Source organism: Moritella sp. Urea-trap-13 (assembly GCF_002836355.1).
GTDB lineage: Bacteria > Pseudomonadota > Gammaproteobacteria > Enterobacterales > Moritellaceae > Moritella.
Genome location: NZ_PJCA01000033.1, coordinates 61,776 through 80,214 on the forward strand (window position 1 = coordinate 61,776; position 18,439 = coordinate 80,214).

Consider the following 18,439-nt stretch of genomic DNA (forward strand, 5'->3'; position numbering starts at 1 on the left):
AAGCCAATTTAAGGGTTAGATATGAGCTTTTATAAGCAATTACAGCAATTAGATTGGGATGATATCCGCTTATCTATTTATGCTAAAACAGCAGCTGATGTTGAACGTGCGTTAGCTAAATCGCGACTTGATTTAAATGATTTTCAAGCCTTGATTTCACCGGCAGCAGAACCATTTTTAGAGCAGATGGCACAGCGTAGTGTCGAATTAACCCGTCAACGTTTTGGTAATACGGTTCAATTCTATGTACCGCTGTATCTCTCTAATATGTGCTCTAACATTTGCACTTATTGTGGTTTTTCGATGCATAACAAGATCCGTCGAACCACGCTGGACATGAAACAGTTAAACAGTGAAGCGAAAGCGATTAAGGCTATGGGCTTTGAGCATTTGTTATTAGTTGCTGGTGAGTCTGAGCGTAAAGTGGGGATGCCATATTTTCGCCAAGTATTTAAGGAATTGAAATCGCAATTTTCGCATTTATCGTTAGAAGTGCAACCGTTAGATCAAGCTGATTATGAAGAGTTAAAAGAGCTCGGCCTTGATTCGGTATTGGTCTATCAAGAAACTTATCATCCGCGTACTTATGCCGAGCATCATATCAAGGGTAAAAAATCGGACTTTAAATATCGGATTGAAACCCCTGATCGACTAGGTAAAGCCGGTATCCATAAAATGGGACTTGGAGCCTTGATTGGTTTAGATGAATGGCGCACCGATTGTTTTCATGTTGCTGCGCATTTAGATTATTTGCAGAAACGTTATTGGCAAACCAAGTATTCAATTTCTTTTCCACGTTTAAGACCGTGTGAAGGGGCGTTTCAGCCTAAATCGATTATGAATGATCGCCAGCTGGTACAGCTTATTTGTGCTTATCGATTATTTAATCCGGATGTTGAGTTATCTTTATCTACGCGAGAATCAGCACATTTTCGTGACAATGTTATTCCATTAGGTATCACCAGTATTAGTGCTGGGTCGAAAACCCAACCCGGTGGTTATTCTGACGACACCGACAAAGCGTTAGAGCAGTTTGAAATTGATGATGACCGTTCACCAGGTGAAATGGCTGATTTAGTTAAAACGATGGGCTTAGAAGTCGTTTGGAAAGACTGGGATAGATCGCTAACAACACTGAAATAAAGTGCGATAGGCTGCGTTCATTGATGTGGACGCAGCCTATTTTATAAGAGCTCTACGATAGTGATCTAATAGCACTTATGATTGAATTATTATTATTTTTCTACGCTGATCGCTGTTCTGGCGAAACGTTTACTGATTAATTCAATCGGTAATTTACACAATAAAACACCGGCCGTGAGTATGAGCATCATGATTAATGATTCGTGGCTAATCGTTCTACCGTTGATCGCACTGTCTAGACCAAGTGCTATCACTGGGAATACCAAGAAACAGATTGATGCTTGAAACGGGCTCGCCACTTTATTCAGCTGGAAGTAAGCCATGATGCCGCCAATACCGGCTATCGCACCAAGGTAAATAACCGATAACCAAGACGTTAATGTGAAAGTGCTAAAGTCAGGTTGTTCTACAAATGCGCCGACAACCAGTAACAGTACGGCAGCAACAAGACACGGTAGTGCGTTATAGGTTAATACATGAATACCCTGACAGCGAGTTTGTACACTGGTATAGATAGTTGCATGCATGAATACGGCTAATACCAATGCGCCAACACCGATAAGGCTACCGTTTGCGCTCACGCCCATTTCATTACTGATAATGGTAATCAAACTAAACAGGGCAATGGCAAGACCAGCTATTTGGTGGATATGTACTTTTTGACGATGCACTAGTACTGCAAAACCTAAAACTACAACCGGCATAGTGGCAAAAATAATAGAAGCCAAACCTGATGAGATATATTGCTCACCAAAAATCATAAGGGTAAAAGGCGCGGCAAAATAAAATACACTGATTAAGGTGAATTCGAGTTTCTTGCCTTTCGGGAACATCAGTGGAATGTTAAGCCAGCGCGCGGCTAGAATTAATAACGGTGCAGCCAGTGCAAAACGTAACCCCGTTGCTGTAATCGGTGGAATTGAATGAACGGCAATTTCCATCGCCATCCAGGTTGTACCCCAGATCAAACATACAGAGGTAAATAATAATGTGGCGAGGAGTTTTTTATTCATAAGGCATCTCTATATAAGTACTGGGATATTCAATACGATAATTCTATGCCTTTTGCTGAGGTATATGGTTTCCTATTGTTGGTTAAAAATAGCGATGTGAAACAATAAATACTCTAAATGCCTTATTCTGTAGAAATTATTGGTTTAATACCTATTTATTTCTTTGTTTTTATTTTGTTATTTAGCCTTTTGTGAAATGAAACGCTCTCAGGCTCGTTTTATTTACTCTAGCTTCAAACGTACCTGACATAATGGCGGTATTCAGCCCAATACGTTTTTTAAATGGGTGGTAAGCCACCCATTTATGCCTGTGCTTTTAATGCACTGCTTGATTAAGAGATTGTTATTAATGCCTTTTGTTTGAATGTTCAATTGTGGCCCAATGGTTGCTATATGGTTATCACACTGTTAATTAAATAATCTTGATTAACAACGTTATAATTATATGGAGATTCTTATGTTTAAATACGCAACTGCAATATCGATAGTACTTGCGAGCATGACTACGTTTAGTGCTCAAGCCTCATCTGGTGCCTGTGACCCCGGCGAGATCGTGATTAAATTTAGTCATGTGACCAATACCAGTAAACACCCGAAAGGTATTGCTGCTTCATTACTTGAAGAGCGAGTAAATAAAGAGATGAATGGTAAAGCTTGTATGCAAGTTTTCCCTAACTCAACACTTTATGATGATAATAAAGTACTTGAAGCCTTGTTAAATGGTGATGTGCAATTAGCCGCTCCCTCTCTCTCTAAATTCGAAAAAATCACCAAGAAATTCCGTATTTTTGATCTGCCGTTCCTGTTTGATGACGTTGCCGCTGTTGATCGTTTCCAAAATTCTGAATCCGGTGACAAGCTGAAAAATTCAATGCGTCGTCGTGGTTTACAAGGATTGGCATTTTGGCATAACGGTATGAAGCAAATGTCTGCTAACCGTCCGCTTATTTATCCTGAAGATGCGCAAGGTTTAAAATTCCGTGTACAAGCATCTGATGTACTGGTTGCACAGTTTGAGCAGCTAGGCGCCAACCCACAAAAAATGTCGTTTAAAGAAGTATACGGCGGTCTACAAACCAAAGTTATCGATGGTCAGGAAAATACTTGGTCGAATACTTACGGTAAAAAATTCTTCGAAGTACAAGACGGCGTAACAGAAACCAATCACGGTATTCTTGATTATCTATTGGTGACGTCAAACCGCTGGTGGGCTAAATTACCGAATGATGTGAAAGTGCAACTGCATCAAATTATTGTAGAGGTTACAGCGACACGTAATGCTGAATCATCACGTATCAATAATGAAAACAGAAATAACATTATTGCCGCTGGTGGCGTAGTACGTACGTTAACGCCTGAGCAGCGTCAAGCTTGGGTAACGAAGCTACAACCTGTTTGGTCTCAGTTCGAAAAAGATATTGGCACTGACTTGATCCAAAAAGCCTTAGCGTCAAATAAATCATAATACCAAGCGGCATAAGTAACTTATGCCGCGTTAAGCGAATTGAAGGGAACCAGTATGGATAATGGATTATGGGCGCGCTTAGGGCGTATATCCGATAATGTCGAAGAATTAAATATAGCCTTGTCATTGGGGGTAATGACCTTACTCACCTTTGCCAATGTGGTATTTCGATATTTGTTTAATGGCAATATTTTATGGGCATTAGAGTTAACAGTATTTTTATTTGCTTGGTTAGTATTAGTCGGCGCCTCGTATGGAGTAAAAAAACACTCGCATATCGGTGTGGATATTCTAATTAACATAGCATCAGTCAAACTACGTAAGATTTATGCTGTTATCGCCGTTAGTGCGTGTTTACTTTTTTCGGTGTTGTTGTTGATCGGGTCGTGGAATTATTGGTATCCGTTTATTACCGAGCAAGCTTGGTATGAAACGGATGATATTCCAATGCCAGAGTTTTTGCAGTTTCTTGCTGATTGGCTTAATGAGGGAGAGCGTTATGAAAAATTACCGCGTTTCATTCCTTATTTTTCTTTACCGTTAGGCACTGCATTACTGACATTTAGATTTTCACAGCTGTTATGGCAAGTACTTACTAACAAAATAGACCGTGTGATCGCAAGTCACGAAGCTGAAGAAGCGTTGGCGGTATTAGATCAAGAAGATAACAAGGATTAAGTTATGGTTTTAGGTATATTGTTATTGATGATCATCGGGTTCATGATGTTCGGCGTGCCAATTGCGGTGTCACTTGGTTTATCTAGTATTCTGTTTTTACTGGTCACTTCAGATGCGAGTTTAGCATCAGTAGCGCAAACTTTATTTAATGCCTTTGCTGGGCATTACACTTTATTGGCTATCCCATTTTTCATTTTGGCATCGACCTTTATGTCCACTGGCGGTGTTGCTCAGCGCATCATACGTTTTGCAATTGCTATCGTGGGTTGGTTCCCTGGCGGTTTAGCTATTGCATCTGTGGTTGCATGTATGATGTTTGCTGCACTGTCAGGTTCATCACCTGCAACGGTTGTCGCTATCGGTAGTTTAGTTATTGCTGGTATGGTTAAGAATGGTTACAGCAAAGAGTTTGCTGCCGGGGTTATTTGTAATGCCGGTACCTTAGGCATCTTAATTCCGCCTTCGATCGTGATGGTAGTGTATGCGGCAGCAACTGATGTATCTGTTGGACGCATGTTCTTGGCGGGTGTTGTGCCTGGCACATTAGCCGGACTGATGCTTATCGTGGCTATTTTTATTACCGCTAAAGTGAAGAAACTGCCTGCACAACCGTTTGTGGGTTGGAGTGAAGTATTCCGTTCTGCGCGAGATGCATCATGGGGACTAATGCTAATTGTCATTATTCTTGGTGGTATTTATGGCGGTATCTTTACACCGACAGAAGCGGCGGCGGTAGCTGCAGTATATGCGTTTGTTATTGCTAATTTTGTCTATAAAGACATGGGGCCTTTCGCAGATAAAAAAAGTACCAAATCTGCGATCTCTAAATCACTCCACGTATTATGTCATCCGGATACCAAGAAAAGCTTATTTGATGCCGGTAAAATGACCATCATGTTGCTGTTCATTGTTGCCAATGCTTTAATTTTAAAACACGTGTTAACTGAAGAACGTATTCCACAGATGATCACAGAAGCGATGTTAAGTGCTGGTCTTGGACCGATTGCATTTTTGATTGTGGTAAATGTACTGCTGTTGATTGGTGGTCAGTTTATGGAACCATCGGGTTTATTGATTATTGTCGCACCTTTGGTATTTCCGATTGCCTTAGAGCTGGGTATTGACCCTATCCACCTTGGTATCATTATGGTGGTGAATATGGAGATTGGTATGATCACCCCACCGGTCGGCTTGAATCTATTTGTCACCTCAGGGGTTGCCCACATGTCGATGTTACAAGTGGTGAAAGCGGTTATGCCATGGGTTGCGTTGATGTTGGTGTTCTTGATGATAGTGACGTATGTACCTTGGGTATCGACCTGGTTACCTACCTTGATGATGGGACCTGAACTGATAATTCATTAGCGAGTACTTACGTTATAAAGTGATATGACAAAAAATTAATACTATGAAATAAAAATGGTCAGCATATGCTGACCATTTTAGTTACTGCGTGTATTTAAATAACAGTTATTTCAGAGGCTGTTCTTTAAAGGCTTGTTTATCTATTTGATGCTTCTGCATTTTATCATATAAGGTTTTACGAGCTAAATTAAGCTGATGCATGGTGTCTTTAATACTGCCGTTACAGCTTGTTAGTGCTTGCTCAATGAGAATTTTTTCGAAGGCTTCGACTTGCTCGGATAAATTTTGCGTCAGTGTTGTTTGTGCTTCGTTGGCTGAACTAAGACCTGTGAGTTTACCCAGTAAAATATAGCGCTCTGCGGCATTTCTTAACTCACGTACATTACCAGGCCAATCATGGGCAAGTAGCGTTTGTACATCTTGCGGTGGCAACGCGGGGGCGGCTTTACTGTATCGCGCCGCTGACACTAATAAGAAGTGGTGAAATAGGCTTTGAATATCGTCGAAACGTTGGCGTAGTGGCGGTATATTTAGCGTGACTATATTCAAGCGGTAGTACAGGTCTTGGCGAAATAAACCTTCGTTTCCTGCTTTGGCTAGGTCTATTTTAGTCGCGGCAATAATACGAATATTCAGTGGTATCTCTTTATTTGAACCTATGCGTTCGAGTGTCCGTTCTTGCAAAATACGCAATAGTTTTATCTGTGCTTGCATTGGCATCGATTCTATTTCATCAAGAAATAAAGTGCCACCTTGGGCATATTCAAATTTACCTATACGGCGATCGGATGCACCAGAAAATGCGCCTTTTTCATGGCCAAATAACTCACTTTCAATTAAATTTTCGGGGACCGCGCCGCAGTTGATGGCGACAAAATTATGTGTCCGACGGCTACTCTGTTCATGTAAAGAGCGTGCAACCAGTTCTTTACCTGTACCTGTTTCACCGAATAATAAAATATCAGCAGGGGTATCGGCAATATGACTGATCATTTCCCGCAATTCAACAATGGCTTTGGTCGTGCCAATGATCCTAGGACCGAGAATTTCTTTGGCTTGTAAGGCTTTTTTTAAGGTTTTGTTTTCTTCGGTTAATAGTCGCTTTTCGATAGCACGCTTGACCGACTCGGTGAGCCGGACTGAGGCAAATGGCTTTTCAATAAAATCATAAGCGCCATCGCGCATTGCTTGTACTGCGAGAGATATATCACCGTGACCAGTGATCAAAATAACCGGTAGACTAGGATCTTGTTGCGTTAGTTTTAGCAATAATTGATGACCCGATAAACCGGGTAAGCGAATATCGCTGATTACCACTAAAGGCGTTTCAATCGCTAACTGGGTGAGCGCTGATTCAGCATCGGCAAAGCAGGTCACACTGATCCCGGCCAGCTCGAGCGTTTGCTGATTGGCGAACCGTAAATCTTCTTCGTCATCAATAAAAAAAACCTGACTCATTATCTATCCTATGATTTTATTATAGCCTTGTGATGGCTCTATTATGGCTGCGATGGGCAAACTAAGACTAAATCTGGCTCCAGTATTAGGGCGATTCTCTGCTTCAATATTACCCTGCATATTTCGCATTATTTTGTGCGAAATAGATAAGCCTAGGCCTAAGCCTGTTTCCTTGGTGGTGAAAAATGGGTCGAAAAGTTGTGATAAATTTTCTTTTTTTATCCCTGCGCCGGAATCATCAACTTGGACAATGACTTGCTGTTGCTTGCGGCACAAGGTGATATGAATATGTTTTTCACTACTCTCTTCTACCGCTTGCATAGCATTGGATAATAAGTTCACCAGGACTTGTTCTAGCTGTACTTGATCGACATTAACCAGCACCTCAATATTGGCATCATCAAGGGTGATATTAACTTGGTTGTTTTTTAATTGCGGTTTGACTAACTCTATCGCCATGTTGATCACATTAAGCAGTGGCACCGGGTGTAGTTCACCACTGGATTTTCGGGCGAAAAACTTTAACTGAGAACTTATTTTAGCCATGCGTTCGGTTAAATGAATAATACGTTGCAGGTTATCTTCGGTGGATTGATATTGTTCGCGTTGTAAGAACACTAAGGCATTATCGGCATAACTGCGGATTGCTGCGAGTGGGTTATTTAACTCATGACTGATACTGGCAGAGAGCTGACCCAGTACCGCTAATTTTGCTGTTTGAATCAGTTCTTTTTGCGTGTCACGCAGAGTTTGTTCCATTTTTTGGCGTTCAATTATTTCATTATTGAGATCGGCAGTACGAAGTTTCACTTCTTGTTTAAGTTTGTATTTGGTTTTAATCCGTAACAGCTCCTTGTCTTTGGTGCGCTGACGTTTATGCATCGATAATTTTAAGCGTAAATTGAGCAACCAAAAAACTAGTGATAGTAATACCACGCCAATGGCCATATCGACGAAAATAGCGGTCAAAGGGGCGAATACGCGGACTGTCCAGCCAGCCGTGGGCATCGATTTACTTATTGATAAATAATTAGTGGCTAATGGTTTAGAGGTTGTCAGCTGTAGTAATGTCGGGCTCTCTTGTAATTGCCCTGAAAAATTGAGTGCCGCTATTGTTTTTTCACCATAACGGCGGCTACGGATTATTTGCTGTAATTTATCCGCACTTAGCGGTATTAAACTATGCAGTAGCCATGACTGGGTATTGGAGATAAAAATAATATTGTCATCATCGGTCACCATGAAGTGAGACTGTTTCCCTGTCCATTCTTTTTCAATTTTGGATAAATCCATTTTGACTACCACCACACCAATAATTTTATCGGCGTGGATAACTGGAGAGGAAAAATAATAACCTCGTTGTCCTGATGTGGTGCCTAAGGCAAAATAACGGCCTTGTTGTCCGGTGACTGCCTGCTGAAAATAAGGCCGGAAAGCAAAGTTTTTGCCAATGAAGGTTTGCTCGCCAAGCCAGTTATTGGCAACGATAGTGGTTCCGTCAAGATCGAGAAGGTAAGTGTCCGACGCGCCAATGGTATTGTTAACATGTTTTAAATAACGGTTGGTTTTTTCTATAAGCGGTGCATTGTTGGTATCTTGCAAGCTAGCGACGACCAATTTTTGATCAAACAATAATTTAGGTATCGCGTTAAAGCGTTGTAGTTGGCTTTGTAAGTGAGCGGCGAAAATATCTAATTGTTGATTGCTTTGACTGACTAATTTTGCGTAACCGGATCGCCAAACCCAGCTTGATAAAATGATCAAACTGACTAGATAAAAACCGATTAAAAACTTACGTGTAGTTAACATTATTATCACCCCTTGGTATACAATAACTTAACATGGTCAATTTGCCAATCAATGGCGTTGAGAGTGCGAAGTAGGTACGGTTCACAGTGTTATTTTATTACTTATTAGGCTATTTATTTAACTCGTTATTTAAATATTTACTCGCTTATATCTTAAACTTTGCTCTAAACTATTTCCCAAGTACGATGGTTGAGATTACGGTGGTTGAGAGTAGAATGTTGGTGATTGGATTTTTAAAGAAAGGATTTACTTCGTTATGTTAGATTCAAAGGATACATTGATTTTAGATCTGTTGCAGCGCGATGCATCTTTGTCTATTGCAGATCTTGCCGACAAAGTCAGTTTGACGGTATCGCCTTGCTGGAAACGATTAAAGCGGTTAGAAGATAACGGGTATATTTTACGTCGAGTGGCGTTATTGAATGAGCAAAAATTAGGCTTAGCCCTAACTGCCTTCGTTAATATCAAAACCCAAAATCACAGTGATAGTTGGTTTAAGAAGTTTGTTGTAAGTGTGAATGACTTTGCCGAAGTGATTGAGTTTTACCGTATGGCGGGCGAATACGATTATATGATGAAGGTAATAGTAAAAGACATGGCGGCCTTTGATGTATTTTATAAGCGCTTGGTTAATTGCGTCGATGGCCTTACTGATGTCACCTCTTCTTTTGCGATGGAAGGGTTAAAGAATACCACGCAATTACCAATATCTTAATGCCGAAAATCTATTTTAGAGTTTCAGTAGATCTTCCGCTATTTTTTTAGCGCTATGGGGCGGTGCAAATGCCGCTACATATTGCCCCTGTGGATTAACTAAATACAGTCGAGAAGAGTGATTAATTAGATAACTGTTGCGCTGATCTTCAGGTATCGGCGCAGTGTAAGGCACAGAGACATACTTACCATTATTGGCTAAAAACGTTTTTTGATAAATAACCCCAAAGCTCGCGACTAATTTATCTATTTCTGCGCTCGCACCTGTCATACCTATAAAGTCATCATTATAAAAATGCGTATAAGTTGTCAGCATCTCATGACTGTCTCGTTGTGGGTCAACTGAGATAAATAGCACTTGTGGCATGGCTTTGCCTGCATCTGTCATGATCTTGGCGACATTATTAAGATTATATAATTCCGTCGGGCAAATATCGGGACAGCTGGCATAACCAAAGAACACCAATGACCATTTATCTTTAAATAATGCCTTGGTGTATTGGTTATTATCGCCAAGTACAAAATCAGGTAATGTTATTTGCTTAGGCTGCACGTAGGCGGTGGTTAATGTTGGTAAACTTGGTGACTGCATATTATTGGCAACAATAGCACCGAGTGCACTAAGGCCGATAATACCTGCAGCGATTATAGCCTTAGATTTTTTCATTTTTAGATCCTTTTATCGAAACTAGTTATGTTCGATATCTGAGTGGTCCATTTCGCTATGGTCCATTTTATTTTTGCTGTTATCACGCTTCACTGGCATTTGCGCACTGATTTTTTCACCATTTAATAGCGTAAATGATACGTTGACGAGTTCACCCGGCGCAGCAATCTTGTTTGGTTCTAATAGCATTACATGGTAACTGCCCGGTTTGAATTGGAAAATAGTATTCGCGGGGATGGTGACTTTCTGTTGTTTTTGCATTGTCATCATGCCATCTTTTTTGGCTGATAAATGCAGTTCACTACGACCAAAACCTTGTGCTTCAACATCAGTGAGTACAATGGTTTGATTGCTGTGATTCATTACCGTGAAAAAAGCCGCTTGTACTTTTGCTGATGGTGGCGCTGCACGTACCCAAGCATCCATGATCATCATGTTCGTTTGTTCTGCTGCAAAACTCGGGGTGGCAGAAAAAATAGCGGTGGCGATAAGGGTGGTGATTATTGATTTTTGCATTGGTTCATCCTGAATTAATGAGTCGTTGTAATAAATTGAAAAGGCACTAGATAAGGCTGGCCAGCAACGATGATGGTTAAGTCTGCTTGCCATAACATTTCACCCACTGTGCATATCGCCAGCGCCGTCTCGGCTTGATATGTATTTTTATCGACAGCGTTGAGCGCCGTAGGGAAGCCGGGCATGGCCATATTCACCCCGTTAATCGTCACGCTGGCATTATCAATTTTAGCCCCGTTTAGATTAACCGATAATGGTGTCATGGGTTTGGCATTGAATGGCGTGATCGAAAGCGAAATAGTGTGTTCTGCGGTTAACTGAACCAGGCATTCTTGCTGATTAACACGGCAGTCTTGCTGCAGTGGTAATTGAATGCGGTTGAGATCCTGCGGAGCTTGATAGAAAAAGTTGAAATAACCGACTGCGGCGATAGAGATAATACTCACACCAGCTGTTAACCATTTAGACATGGATAAAGACTCTTATACTTGGCATTGAATTATGAAAATAATATTCGTTCTATAATAAAACGATGAATAACATAATATTACTTTAATTTTAGAGGTAGATAAACGGGTAATGTAATAAAATCATGGATAGCGCGCATTTCGTCGGGAGGCTGGATAATGGCTGGTGCTTCAAAGTCAGCTGATGCCGTTCATATCAACATTGTCGGCATCGCTGTGAATGAGGCTAATTGGGATTGTTTTTGATTATTCTATAGTGTGTTTGCACAAGTCCTGATGGATAACATTTCGACGATAATACCGAGACGTCAAGTGCTGGTTGCGGTGCGTTAAATAAGCGAATGCCATTACCGAGCAAGATTGGAATAGTCGATATAATTAATTCATCAATGAGGTCTAATCGTAATAATGAGTCTGCTAAATTAGCGCCACCGAGTAACCAAATATTACCTTCGCCATTGGATTTTAATTGCTTGATGGTTGCGGCTGGGTCGGTAATAAAGGTGACATTATCATTGGGGGTAATATCGGGTGAGTGAGAAGCAACAAAGCATTGCTTACTCGCATACGGCCAATTTCCAAAATCTTTAATTACTTGAAATGAGGTATTACCCATAATAACTGCGCTGACACCATCTAGAAATTTTTGATAACCGTAATCTTCACCTTTAACGTCTACATGTGAGAGCCATGATAAGTCATGGTCTGTTTTTGCTATATAACCGTCTAAACTTGTCGCTATATATAAAATAACGTTCGACATAATCATCGCTCCCAGTTGAATGCAAATTAATTCATCAATGTATCTAGTTCTGTTTGAGAAGGGGCAAACCAGTATGATCCTGTTACCGCATCTGAATAATCAATCAATCTATCGGTGACGCCGTCTGGAATTCCGTACATACGTTGTAATTGAGTGGTAAAGCGTAATTGATCACATGCGAATGCTAAAAAGTATAGTCCGTGTTCGGATGCGTTACCATATGGCGAACTGCGACGGTATATTTTCATGCCTGATACATCGGTACGACTCACGTGTGAATTAGCTGGCATCGCATCGCCTGATAACTCAATATCGTCTTCTTTAGTGCGGCCGACAACTGCTTCTTGCTCTGGTACTGGCATGGCGTTAAAGCTGCTTAAGTCATGTACCCATTTTTGTGATAACACAAAACTACCGCCTGCGCCTGATTGTCCAGCAGGGATAAGCGAGGCTAATTGGCGGGCATCTTCTTTAGGGTTTGCAGTACCATCAACAAAACCAATTAAGTCACGGTTTTTATGGTATTGGAAACCAGAAATATCTAACTGCGTATCGGCAATTTTAGTCAGGGCTGATTGGATATGAAATGCTTGCTCTAAGGTATGACTAGCATTATCACTGTGGATCCAAAACATCACATCGCCTTGCGTTGCGAGTGCTTTCTTGCCATGTGGACTAGCGAGTTCGGTAAAGTCTTTAAAGCCAGTTAGTTGTAAATCTGGTAATAGCGTATTGGTGGAACTGCGACCAAAAGCCACAACAATGTGAATATCATCGGTTTGCTTTTGTAATGCGCTCTGCAGTGCTTGTTGAATATTGGCTAGGTAAACATCGTCTTTAAATTTGTACTCTAAATGATGGTAGCTTTGGCTTTGTTCGTTAAAAATAGCAATTTGTGGTTGGTTCATGCCAACTCCTTTAAATACAGAACCAATCTAATCACTTAGATTGGTTCATGAAAAATAATTAAATAGCGTGTGTAGCTTGAGATAACCACTGTAAATCAGAACCGCTTAACAATGGTGATAAGGCGTCACGTACTTGGGCGTGATAAGCATTGATCCAGTTTACTTCATCTTGTGATAGTAGTTGTTGATCTATGAGATGCAAATCAAAAGGAACCAAGGTTAATGTTTCAAATTCATAGAACGTTTTACCATCATGGCCATTGTCTTTAGCAACAACATAAATCAGATTCTCACAACGAATGCCGTATTCGTCTTGTTTGTAATAACCGGGTTCATTCGATACCACCATACCGGGTAATAACGCCACGGCATTGGAGTTTTTACCAATGCGATGGGGACCTTCGTGAACATTAAGGAAACAACCAACACCATGGCCTGTACCGTGGTCGTAGTCATAACCTTGTTGCCATAAGAATTGGCGTGCTAATGAATCCAGTTGGCCACCGTTAGTGCCCGCAGGGAATTTCATGTTAGCCAGGGCAATATGGCCTTTTAATACCAAGGTGAACATTTTTTTATGCTCTGCACTCGGTGTGCCAATAGCAACAGTTCGGGTAATATCCGTTGTACCATCAAGGTATTGTGCCCCTGAATCGAACAGGTAAATACTGTCCATAGGCAGTTGTGCTGGCACGCCATTATTATGATTGTAATGACACATCGCGGCATTACCACCGGCTGCAGAAATAGTATCAAAACTTAATTCTACATAAAGCTCGTTCGATGCACGGAAAGTGGTGAGTTTGTCTGAAAGGAAACCTTCGTCATGCAAATTACCAGCAGCGACTTCTTGTTGTAACCAGTTAAGGAATCGAACTTCTGAAGCGCCGTCACGAATATGTGATGCGCGCATGCCTGACAATTCAACTGTATTTTTACAAGCTCTTGGTAACGCCACTGGATCATCTCCAGCTATTAATGTTGCGCCCGCACGTTGTGCCGTTAACTGACTGAAAGCATTTGATGCTTCGGGGTCGGCTAATACAGTTAGCTGTTGTTCACCCAGTGCTTGGTAAGTTGCTGTTGCTTGTGCTTCTTCGATAATTTCAACGCCCGCACCCACATGCGCGTGGAAACCCGCAGGAATTTTTGCAGGGTTAGTAAAGAACGACATTGAACCATCTTTACGTAATATGGCACTGCCGAGAATAACGCAGAAACAGTGGATGTCTTTACCGCGAATATTCAATAACCAAGCAATTGAGTCTAATGCGCTAATAAGTACGGCGTCCGCACCTTGTTTGGCAATATCAGCACCGATTTGTTGGCGTTTTTCTAGGCTTGATTGCCCAGTGTATTTTTCATCAAGCAATAAACCTAGGTTCTCAGTCGGAGTGGGTCTATCTGCCCAGCTTAAATCAATCGGATTCTCATCAACCGCAACTAAATTAATCTGTTTTACTGCTAAGGTTTTTTCACTGGCATTATGCCAATTTAAGTTATGTACTTTAGCGTCATAACCAACATTGGCATTTGCAGGTAATTGTTCACTTAACCAAGCAACGTGTGGTTCTTCATTAAGGTGATAAAACTCAAAGCAATCGCCGCTGACTTGTTGTTTTACTTGGATGGTATAACGACCATCGGTAAATATAGCAGCGCGATCTTTTAAAATGATCACAGTACCAGCAGAACCAGTGAAGTTACTGCACCATAATAGACGTTCATTATGTGCTGGCACATATTCACCAAGATATTCGTCTGCACGCGGTACGATGAAGGCGTCTAAGTTCGCTGCAGCCATGTGCGCGCGTATTGCTGCTAATTTCTGTTCTATTGCTTGAGGCATCTTGCTGTCCGATTTGTCATGTAACCTGACGCGCTATTCTGCGTTTTATAGGAGCATGTTCTGGTTATAGAAAGAGAGAGTACTGAAACATTAACCTGTTAGGCTTTAGATATGCAAGAGGAGGTAATGGGGATTGTGATATTTTAAGTAATTATATCGTGATTAAATCATTATTTACGGCTTTATTTGACTTTGCTGGTGGCTGATTTTAGTTTAGCTTGGTGAGCAGCCACCCATTTCGAAAGTAAAGAGTAGAAGGTGAAGAGTAGCAGGTTAAGAATATTGTTATTATTTGGCTGTCGCGACACGACGTTTATTACGCCAGTTGATTTGCTGGATAACCAGTCCAACGATAATTGTCACTAAACCGACAAAAGTTGAAGGATGGATCTCTTCACCAACGATTGCGCTGAGTAAGAACAGTGAGATAAACGGCGAGATGAAGATTAAATTACTGACCTGTGCGGTATTCGTGGCTAACTTAATCGCCATTAACCATAATACAAATGAAATACCCATCTCAAATAAACCGATATAAACAGCCCCTAATATACCTTCTAAAGAGTTGAAGTTGAAATCAGCAAGTAACGCGGTAGCTATGAGGGTAAAGGGCAAGCTTAATAAAAATCCCAGTAATAAGCTAACAATAGGGTCATTATTATTCTTGGCATTAATGATCCAATAACTCGCCCAAATAATGGTACTTAATAGCGCAAATGTAACCCCCAGTGGACTCTCAAAGTTAAGCCCTAATAAATCGCCTTTAGTGGCAATGATTAGTGCACCGGTATAGCTGAATAAAATGGCTACCCAGTCTTTTTTCCGGATCTTTTGGCCTAAAAATGGCACTGATAATAGTGTTAAGGTGATGGCCCAAGTGTAGTTTAGCGCCTGTGCTTGTGAGGCAGGCAGTAAGTCATAAGCTTTAAATAACACTAAGTAATACAGAAACGGGTTAATGACCCCAAGTGTTAAATAGAATAATGGCTGTTTCACAAAATATTGTTTAAGCAGGTGCATTTTTTTCTGTTGAAAGGCGATCCCGGTAAGTAACACAATACTGGTCAGTGAGGCAATCAATACCATTTGAATCGGTTCAAAATGACTCAGCGTAATTTTGAATGCAGAGGCTACCGTGGACCAGAGTAATACGGTTATCAAACCGAACAGCATGGCTTTCTTTTGATTTTTCATGAGTACCAATTTTGAGAGGGGGTAAATGCGTGTTAGCAGTGTAATCGGCAAATTTATTCAGATCTAGTGTTTCATGCGGTTAACTGATATTCAAATAATTAATGAGTGGCTTAACACGATAATATCCGTGTAAGCCACTCCGTCCTTAATGTCATGTTTTAACCCTAAGGACTAAAACGCATACTCTTCGGCAACTTCAGTTAACTTATCTGCCACGGTTAGCAGGTTATGGGCTGATTGCGTTGCCCCTGTTGCTACGGAGCGTGCAGAGTCTGCGCCTGCAGAAACATTACTGACATTACGTTCAATTTCTGCAGCAGCAAGGCTTTGCTCTTCAATCGCGCTGGCAATCTGATCGTTAATAGCGACTATCTTATCGACAGAGGAGGTGATGGCTTCAAACGTATTTGAGGCCTCTTTCGCTTGCATCACACCCATGTTGGCTTGCTCTCTGCCTATTGCCATGACTTTAACCGATTCTTTTGCGCCTGATTGTACCCGCTCAATCATTACTTGAATTTCATTGGTTGATTGTTGAGTTCGGCTGGCGAGTGTTCTCACTTCATCGGCGACTACGGCAAAACCTCGACCCTGCTCACCGGCTCTGGCTGCTTCGATGGCGGCATTGAGTGCGAGTAAGTTAGTTTGATCGGCAATACTTCTGATCACTTCGACAACACCACCAATATCGGCACAATGATTTTCCAGTTTTTGAATTGTAGCGCTCGATGTTTCAACCTCAGAGGCAATAGCGTTAATGGCGATAATGGTTTGATCAACGACTTGTTTGCCTTCTAATACCGCGCGTTCTGCATCATGGGTTGCGCTGGTCGCGTCATTAGCATTAGCGGCCATGTCAGTGGACGTCACTGCCATGAGTTTGATTGCTGCTGCAATTTGGTGAGTTTCTGTTTGTTGTGCTGTGATGGTGGTCTCAGCTGAATTGGTCTTATCGGTAATGTCTTGTACCGAGCTATGCACATCCACAGCACTGCTATTGAGTTGTTTGACTAACGTGCGCATGCCATCAATGGTGCTGTTAAAGTGTTGGGCAATAATAGCCAGTTCGTCACTACTAATAATTTTTACATTCTCGGAGAGATCACCATTAGATACATTCTGCGCAACTCGGCTAATACTGCGGATGGTTTCTGTTAGCGAGATATAAATACTTAACAAGATCACCACACAAACCACGAATAAGATAATGAGGATCGCGTAGAAGACATTCAGCTCATTATTTTTCTCATTCAAACGAACAGTGATTTCATTACCTAAGGTATTAAAAGCCACTTCGTATAAATGTGTAATGTTGACTTGTAACTCATCACCGAAACGATAGAGGGTATTTGGGTCAATTTTAATCTCGGCAGAAACGGTATTAATTAATTGGCGATCCAATAAATCATCGAGTGTCGCCATCGTTGTTTTGATCTGATTAAGTGGTGCCGTTAAAATATCACTATAGCTTGGGTTGATTGCTAGGAGCGCTTTCACATTATTATTCGTGGCGGAAAATATAATGTTGAGCTGGTCGATACGGCGACTTAAATCATCAAAGCTGGTGGCGGTAAACGTGGAAAATGCAGCTGTTTCTGCAGCCTTGTCTGTTACTTGATAAGTAAAGTCGAGTAATCTAGGCAGCTGGGTTTGCGTCAAATTAATGAGGTAATAACTGCTAAGGTGTGAATCAAATAATAGCTTGCTTTCGCTATTGATTTCACGCGTACCAATACGCAGGTTTTCTAGCATTAAATCAACCGCGTAAAAAATTTCTTCCGGTAATAAAAAATCACTGTCCGCTTTTAACTGCTGCCAATCAATAGTGATTTTATCAAACGCAGATAGTTGTGAGCCTGTCGCGGCAGTATAAGCACGGTAATATTGATTAAAAGTATTTTCTGCGAGGGTTTGCGCTTGATCTATGTTTTCATCACCAGGGCCGAGTTCTGCGACTTCGAGGCTTAATAAATGGCGATATTCAATAAGTTTGTTCGCGACTTCAGGTAGGGCTTGAAGTAATTCATAACCTTGCAATTCAGACTCTGCAAAAGCGATATCTTTTTGTGTTTGCGAGATAATGGTCGATGAGAAAAATACAATGGGTGTAGTAAGCAATAAAATCACTAAACCAAATTTTTTCTGGAATGATAACCGGCTAATCAAGTAGGTGATTGGCTGCAATAATGTGCCCATAAAAATATCCTTATCAATATGGTTAGGCGTCGCTAGCGTCGAAGTATGGGTAAGTGCCTAATGATAAGGCATCAACAATATAACTAGTTGTTGCGTTAATGTTAAGTATTTTGATTGTGTATTTAACAATTAAACAGGCGTTTCGTGATCTACATAGTTAGATCGAAGGGATTGTTGAAATTAAAGGGAGAAATTGATGTGCACATGATCGTTGTGCACATCAGAATAGACGCT

General features: G+C 41.0%; 16 protein-coding genes. 5 read left to right on the forward strand and 11 right to left on the reverse strand.

From position 1 onward, the window contains the following. The first annotated feature begins 21 nt into the window (after positions 1-21). Entirely contained in the window at positions 22-1,143 is a 1,122-nt protein-coding gene (gene thiH, locus CXF93_RS15755) for a 2-iminoacetate synthase ThiH (RefSeq protein WP_101063492.1), read from the forward strand. Positions 1,144-1,235: 92 nt separating this feature from the next. Here thiH and CXF93_RS15760 read toward each other — a convergent pair whose 3' ends face one another. Then, on the reverse strand, positions 1,236-2,156 hold the full coding sequence (locus CXF93_RS15760; RefSeq protein WP_101063493.1) for a DMT family transporter: 921 nt from the start codon (positions 2,154-2,156) through the stop codon (positions 1,236-1,238). A gap of 457 nt (positions 2,157-2,613) precedes the next feature. On the opposite strand from CXF93_RS15760, the gene CXF93_RS15765 reads away from it, so the two are divergent. Genes CXF93_RS15765 through CXF93_RS15775 form a run of 3 tightly spaced genes read left to right on the forward strand, consistent with a single transcriptional unit; the run spans position 2,614 to position 5,664 of the window. Then, positions 2,614-3,621, forward strand: coding sequence for a DctP family TRAP transporter solute-binding subunit (locus CXF93_RS15765; protein ID WP_101063494.1), 1,008 nt, complete (start codon positions 2,614-2,616; stop codon positions 3,619-3,621). 54 nt (positions 3,622-3,675) lie between these two features. Beyond that, positions 3,676-4,299: a TRAP transporter small permease gene (locus CXF93_RS15770; protein ID WP_101063495.1), complete on the forward strand. Its 624-nt coding sequence runs from the start codon at positions 3,676-3,678 to the stop codon at positions 4,297-4,299. Between the two features lie 3 nt (positions 4,300-4,302). After that, complete coding sequence (locus CXF93_RS15775; RefSeq protein WP_101063496.1) at positions 4,303-5,664, forward strand: TRAP transporter large permease; 1,362 nt, start codon at positions 4,303-4,305, stop codon at positions 5,662-5,664. 105 nt (positions 5,665-5,769) lie between these two features. On the opposite strand, the gene CXF93_RS15780 is transcribed toward CXF93_RS15775, so the two are convergent. Both CXF93_RS15780 and CXF93_RS15785 read right to left on the reverse strand, forming a co-directional pair. Continuing rightward, positions 5,770-7,122 (reverse strand): sigma-54 dependent transcriptional regulator, encoded by a 1,353-nt coding sequence (locus tag CXF93_RS15780; protein ID WP_101063497.1) that lies wholly within the window; start codon positions 7,120-7,122, stop codon positions 5,770-5,772. A 3-nt stretch (positions 7,123-7,125) separates the two neighbouring features. Next, complete coding sequence (locus CXF93_RS15785; RefSeq protein WP_101063498.1) at positions 7,126-8,931, reverse strand: ATP-binding protein; 1,806 nt, start codon at positions 8,929-8,931, stop codon at positions 7,126-7,128. Between the two features lie 256 nt (positions 8,932-9,187). Between CXF93_RS15785 and CXF93_RS15790 the strand changes: the two genes are divergently transcribed. Continuing rightward, positions 9,188-9,646, forward strand: a complete 459-nt coding sequence (locus CXF93_RS15790; protein WP_101063499.1) for an Lrp/AsnC family transcriptional regulator — start codon at positions 9,188-9,190, stop codon at positions 9,644-9,646. Positions 9,647-9,661: 15 nt separating this feature from the next. On the opposite strand, the gene CXF93_RS15795 is transcribed toward CXF93_RS15790, so the two are convergent. From CXF93_RS15795 to CXF93_RS15830, 8 genes are all read right to left on the reverse strand, one after another. Continuing rightward, on the reverse strand, positions 9,662-10,312 hold the full coding sequence (locus CXF93_RS15795) for an SCO family protein (RefSeq protein ID WP_101063500.1): 651 nt from the start codon (positions 10,310-10,312) through the stop codon (positions 9,662-9,664). Between the two features lie 21 nt (positions 10,313-10,333). Next, a complete protein-coding gene (locus CXF93_RS15800; protein ID WP_101063501.1) occupies positions 10,334-10,828 on the reverse strand; it encodes a copper chaperone PCu(A)C in 495 nt (164 codons plus the stop codon). Between the two features lie 14 nt (positions 10,829-10,842). Further along, positions 10,843-11,298, reverse strand: a complete 456-nt coding sequence (locus CXF93_RS15805; protein ID WP_101063502.1) for a hypothetical protein — start codon at positions 11,296-11,298, stop codon at positions 10,843-10,845. 223 nt (positions 11,299-11,521) lie between these two features. Beyond that, a complete protein-coding gene (locus tag CXF93_RS15810; RefSeq protein WP_101063503.1) occupies positions 11,522-12,058 on the reverse strand; it encodes a dihydrofolate reductase family protein in 537 nt (178 codons plus the stop codon). A gap of 26 nt (positions 12,059-12,084) precedes the next feature. Further along, entirely contained in the window at positions 12,085-12,966 is an 882-nt protein-coding gene (locus CXF93_RS15815) for a Dyp-type peroxidase (RefSeq protein WP_101063504.1), read from the reverse strand. Between the two features lie 58 nt (positions 12,967-13,024). Continuing rightward, on the reverse strand, positions 13,025-14,815 hold the full coding sequence (locus CXF93_RS15820; RefSeq protein WP_101063505.1) for an aminopeptidase P family protein: 1,791 nt from the start codon (positions 14,813-14,815) through the stop codon (positions 13,025-13,027). 288 nt (positions 14,816-15,103) lie between these two features. Beyond that, positions 15,104-16,009: a DMT family transporter gene (locus tag CXF93_RS15825; protein ID WP_101063506.1), complete on the reverse strand. Its 906-nt coding sequence runs from the start codon at positions 16,007-16,009 to the stop codon at positions 15,104-15,106. Positions 16,010-16,180: 171 nt separating this feature from the next. Beyond that, positions 16,181-18,205, reverse strand: coding sequence for a methyl-accepting chemotaxis protein (locus CXF93_RS15830; protein ID WP_101063507.1), 2,025 nt, complete (start codon positions 18,203-18,205; stop codon positions 16,181-16,183). Positions 18,206-18,439: the final 234 nt, after the last annotated feature.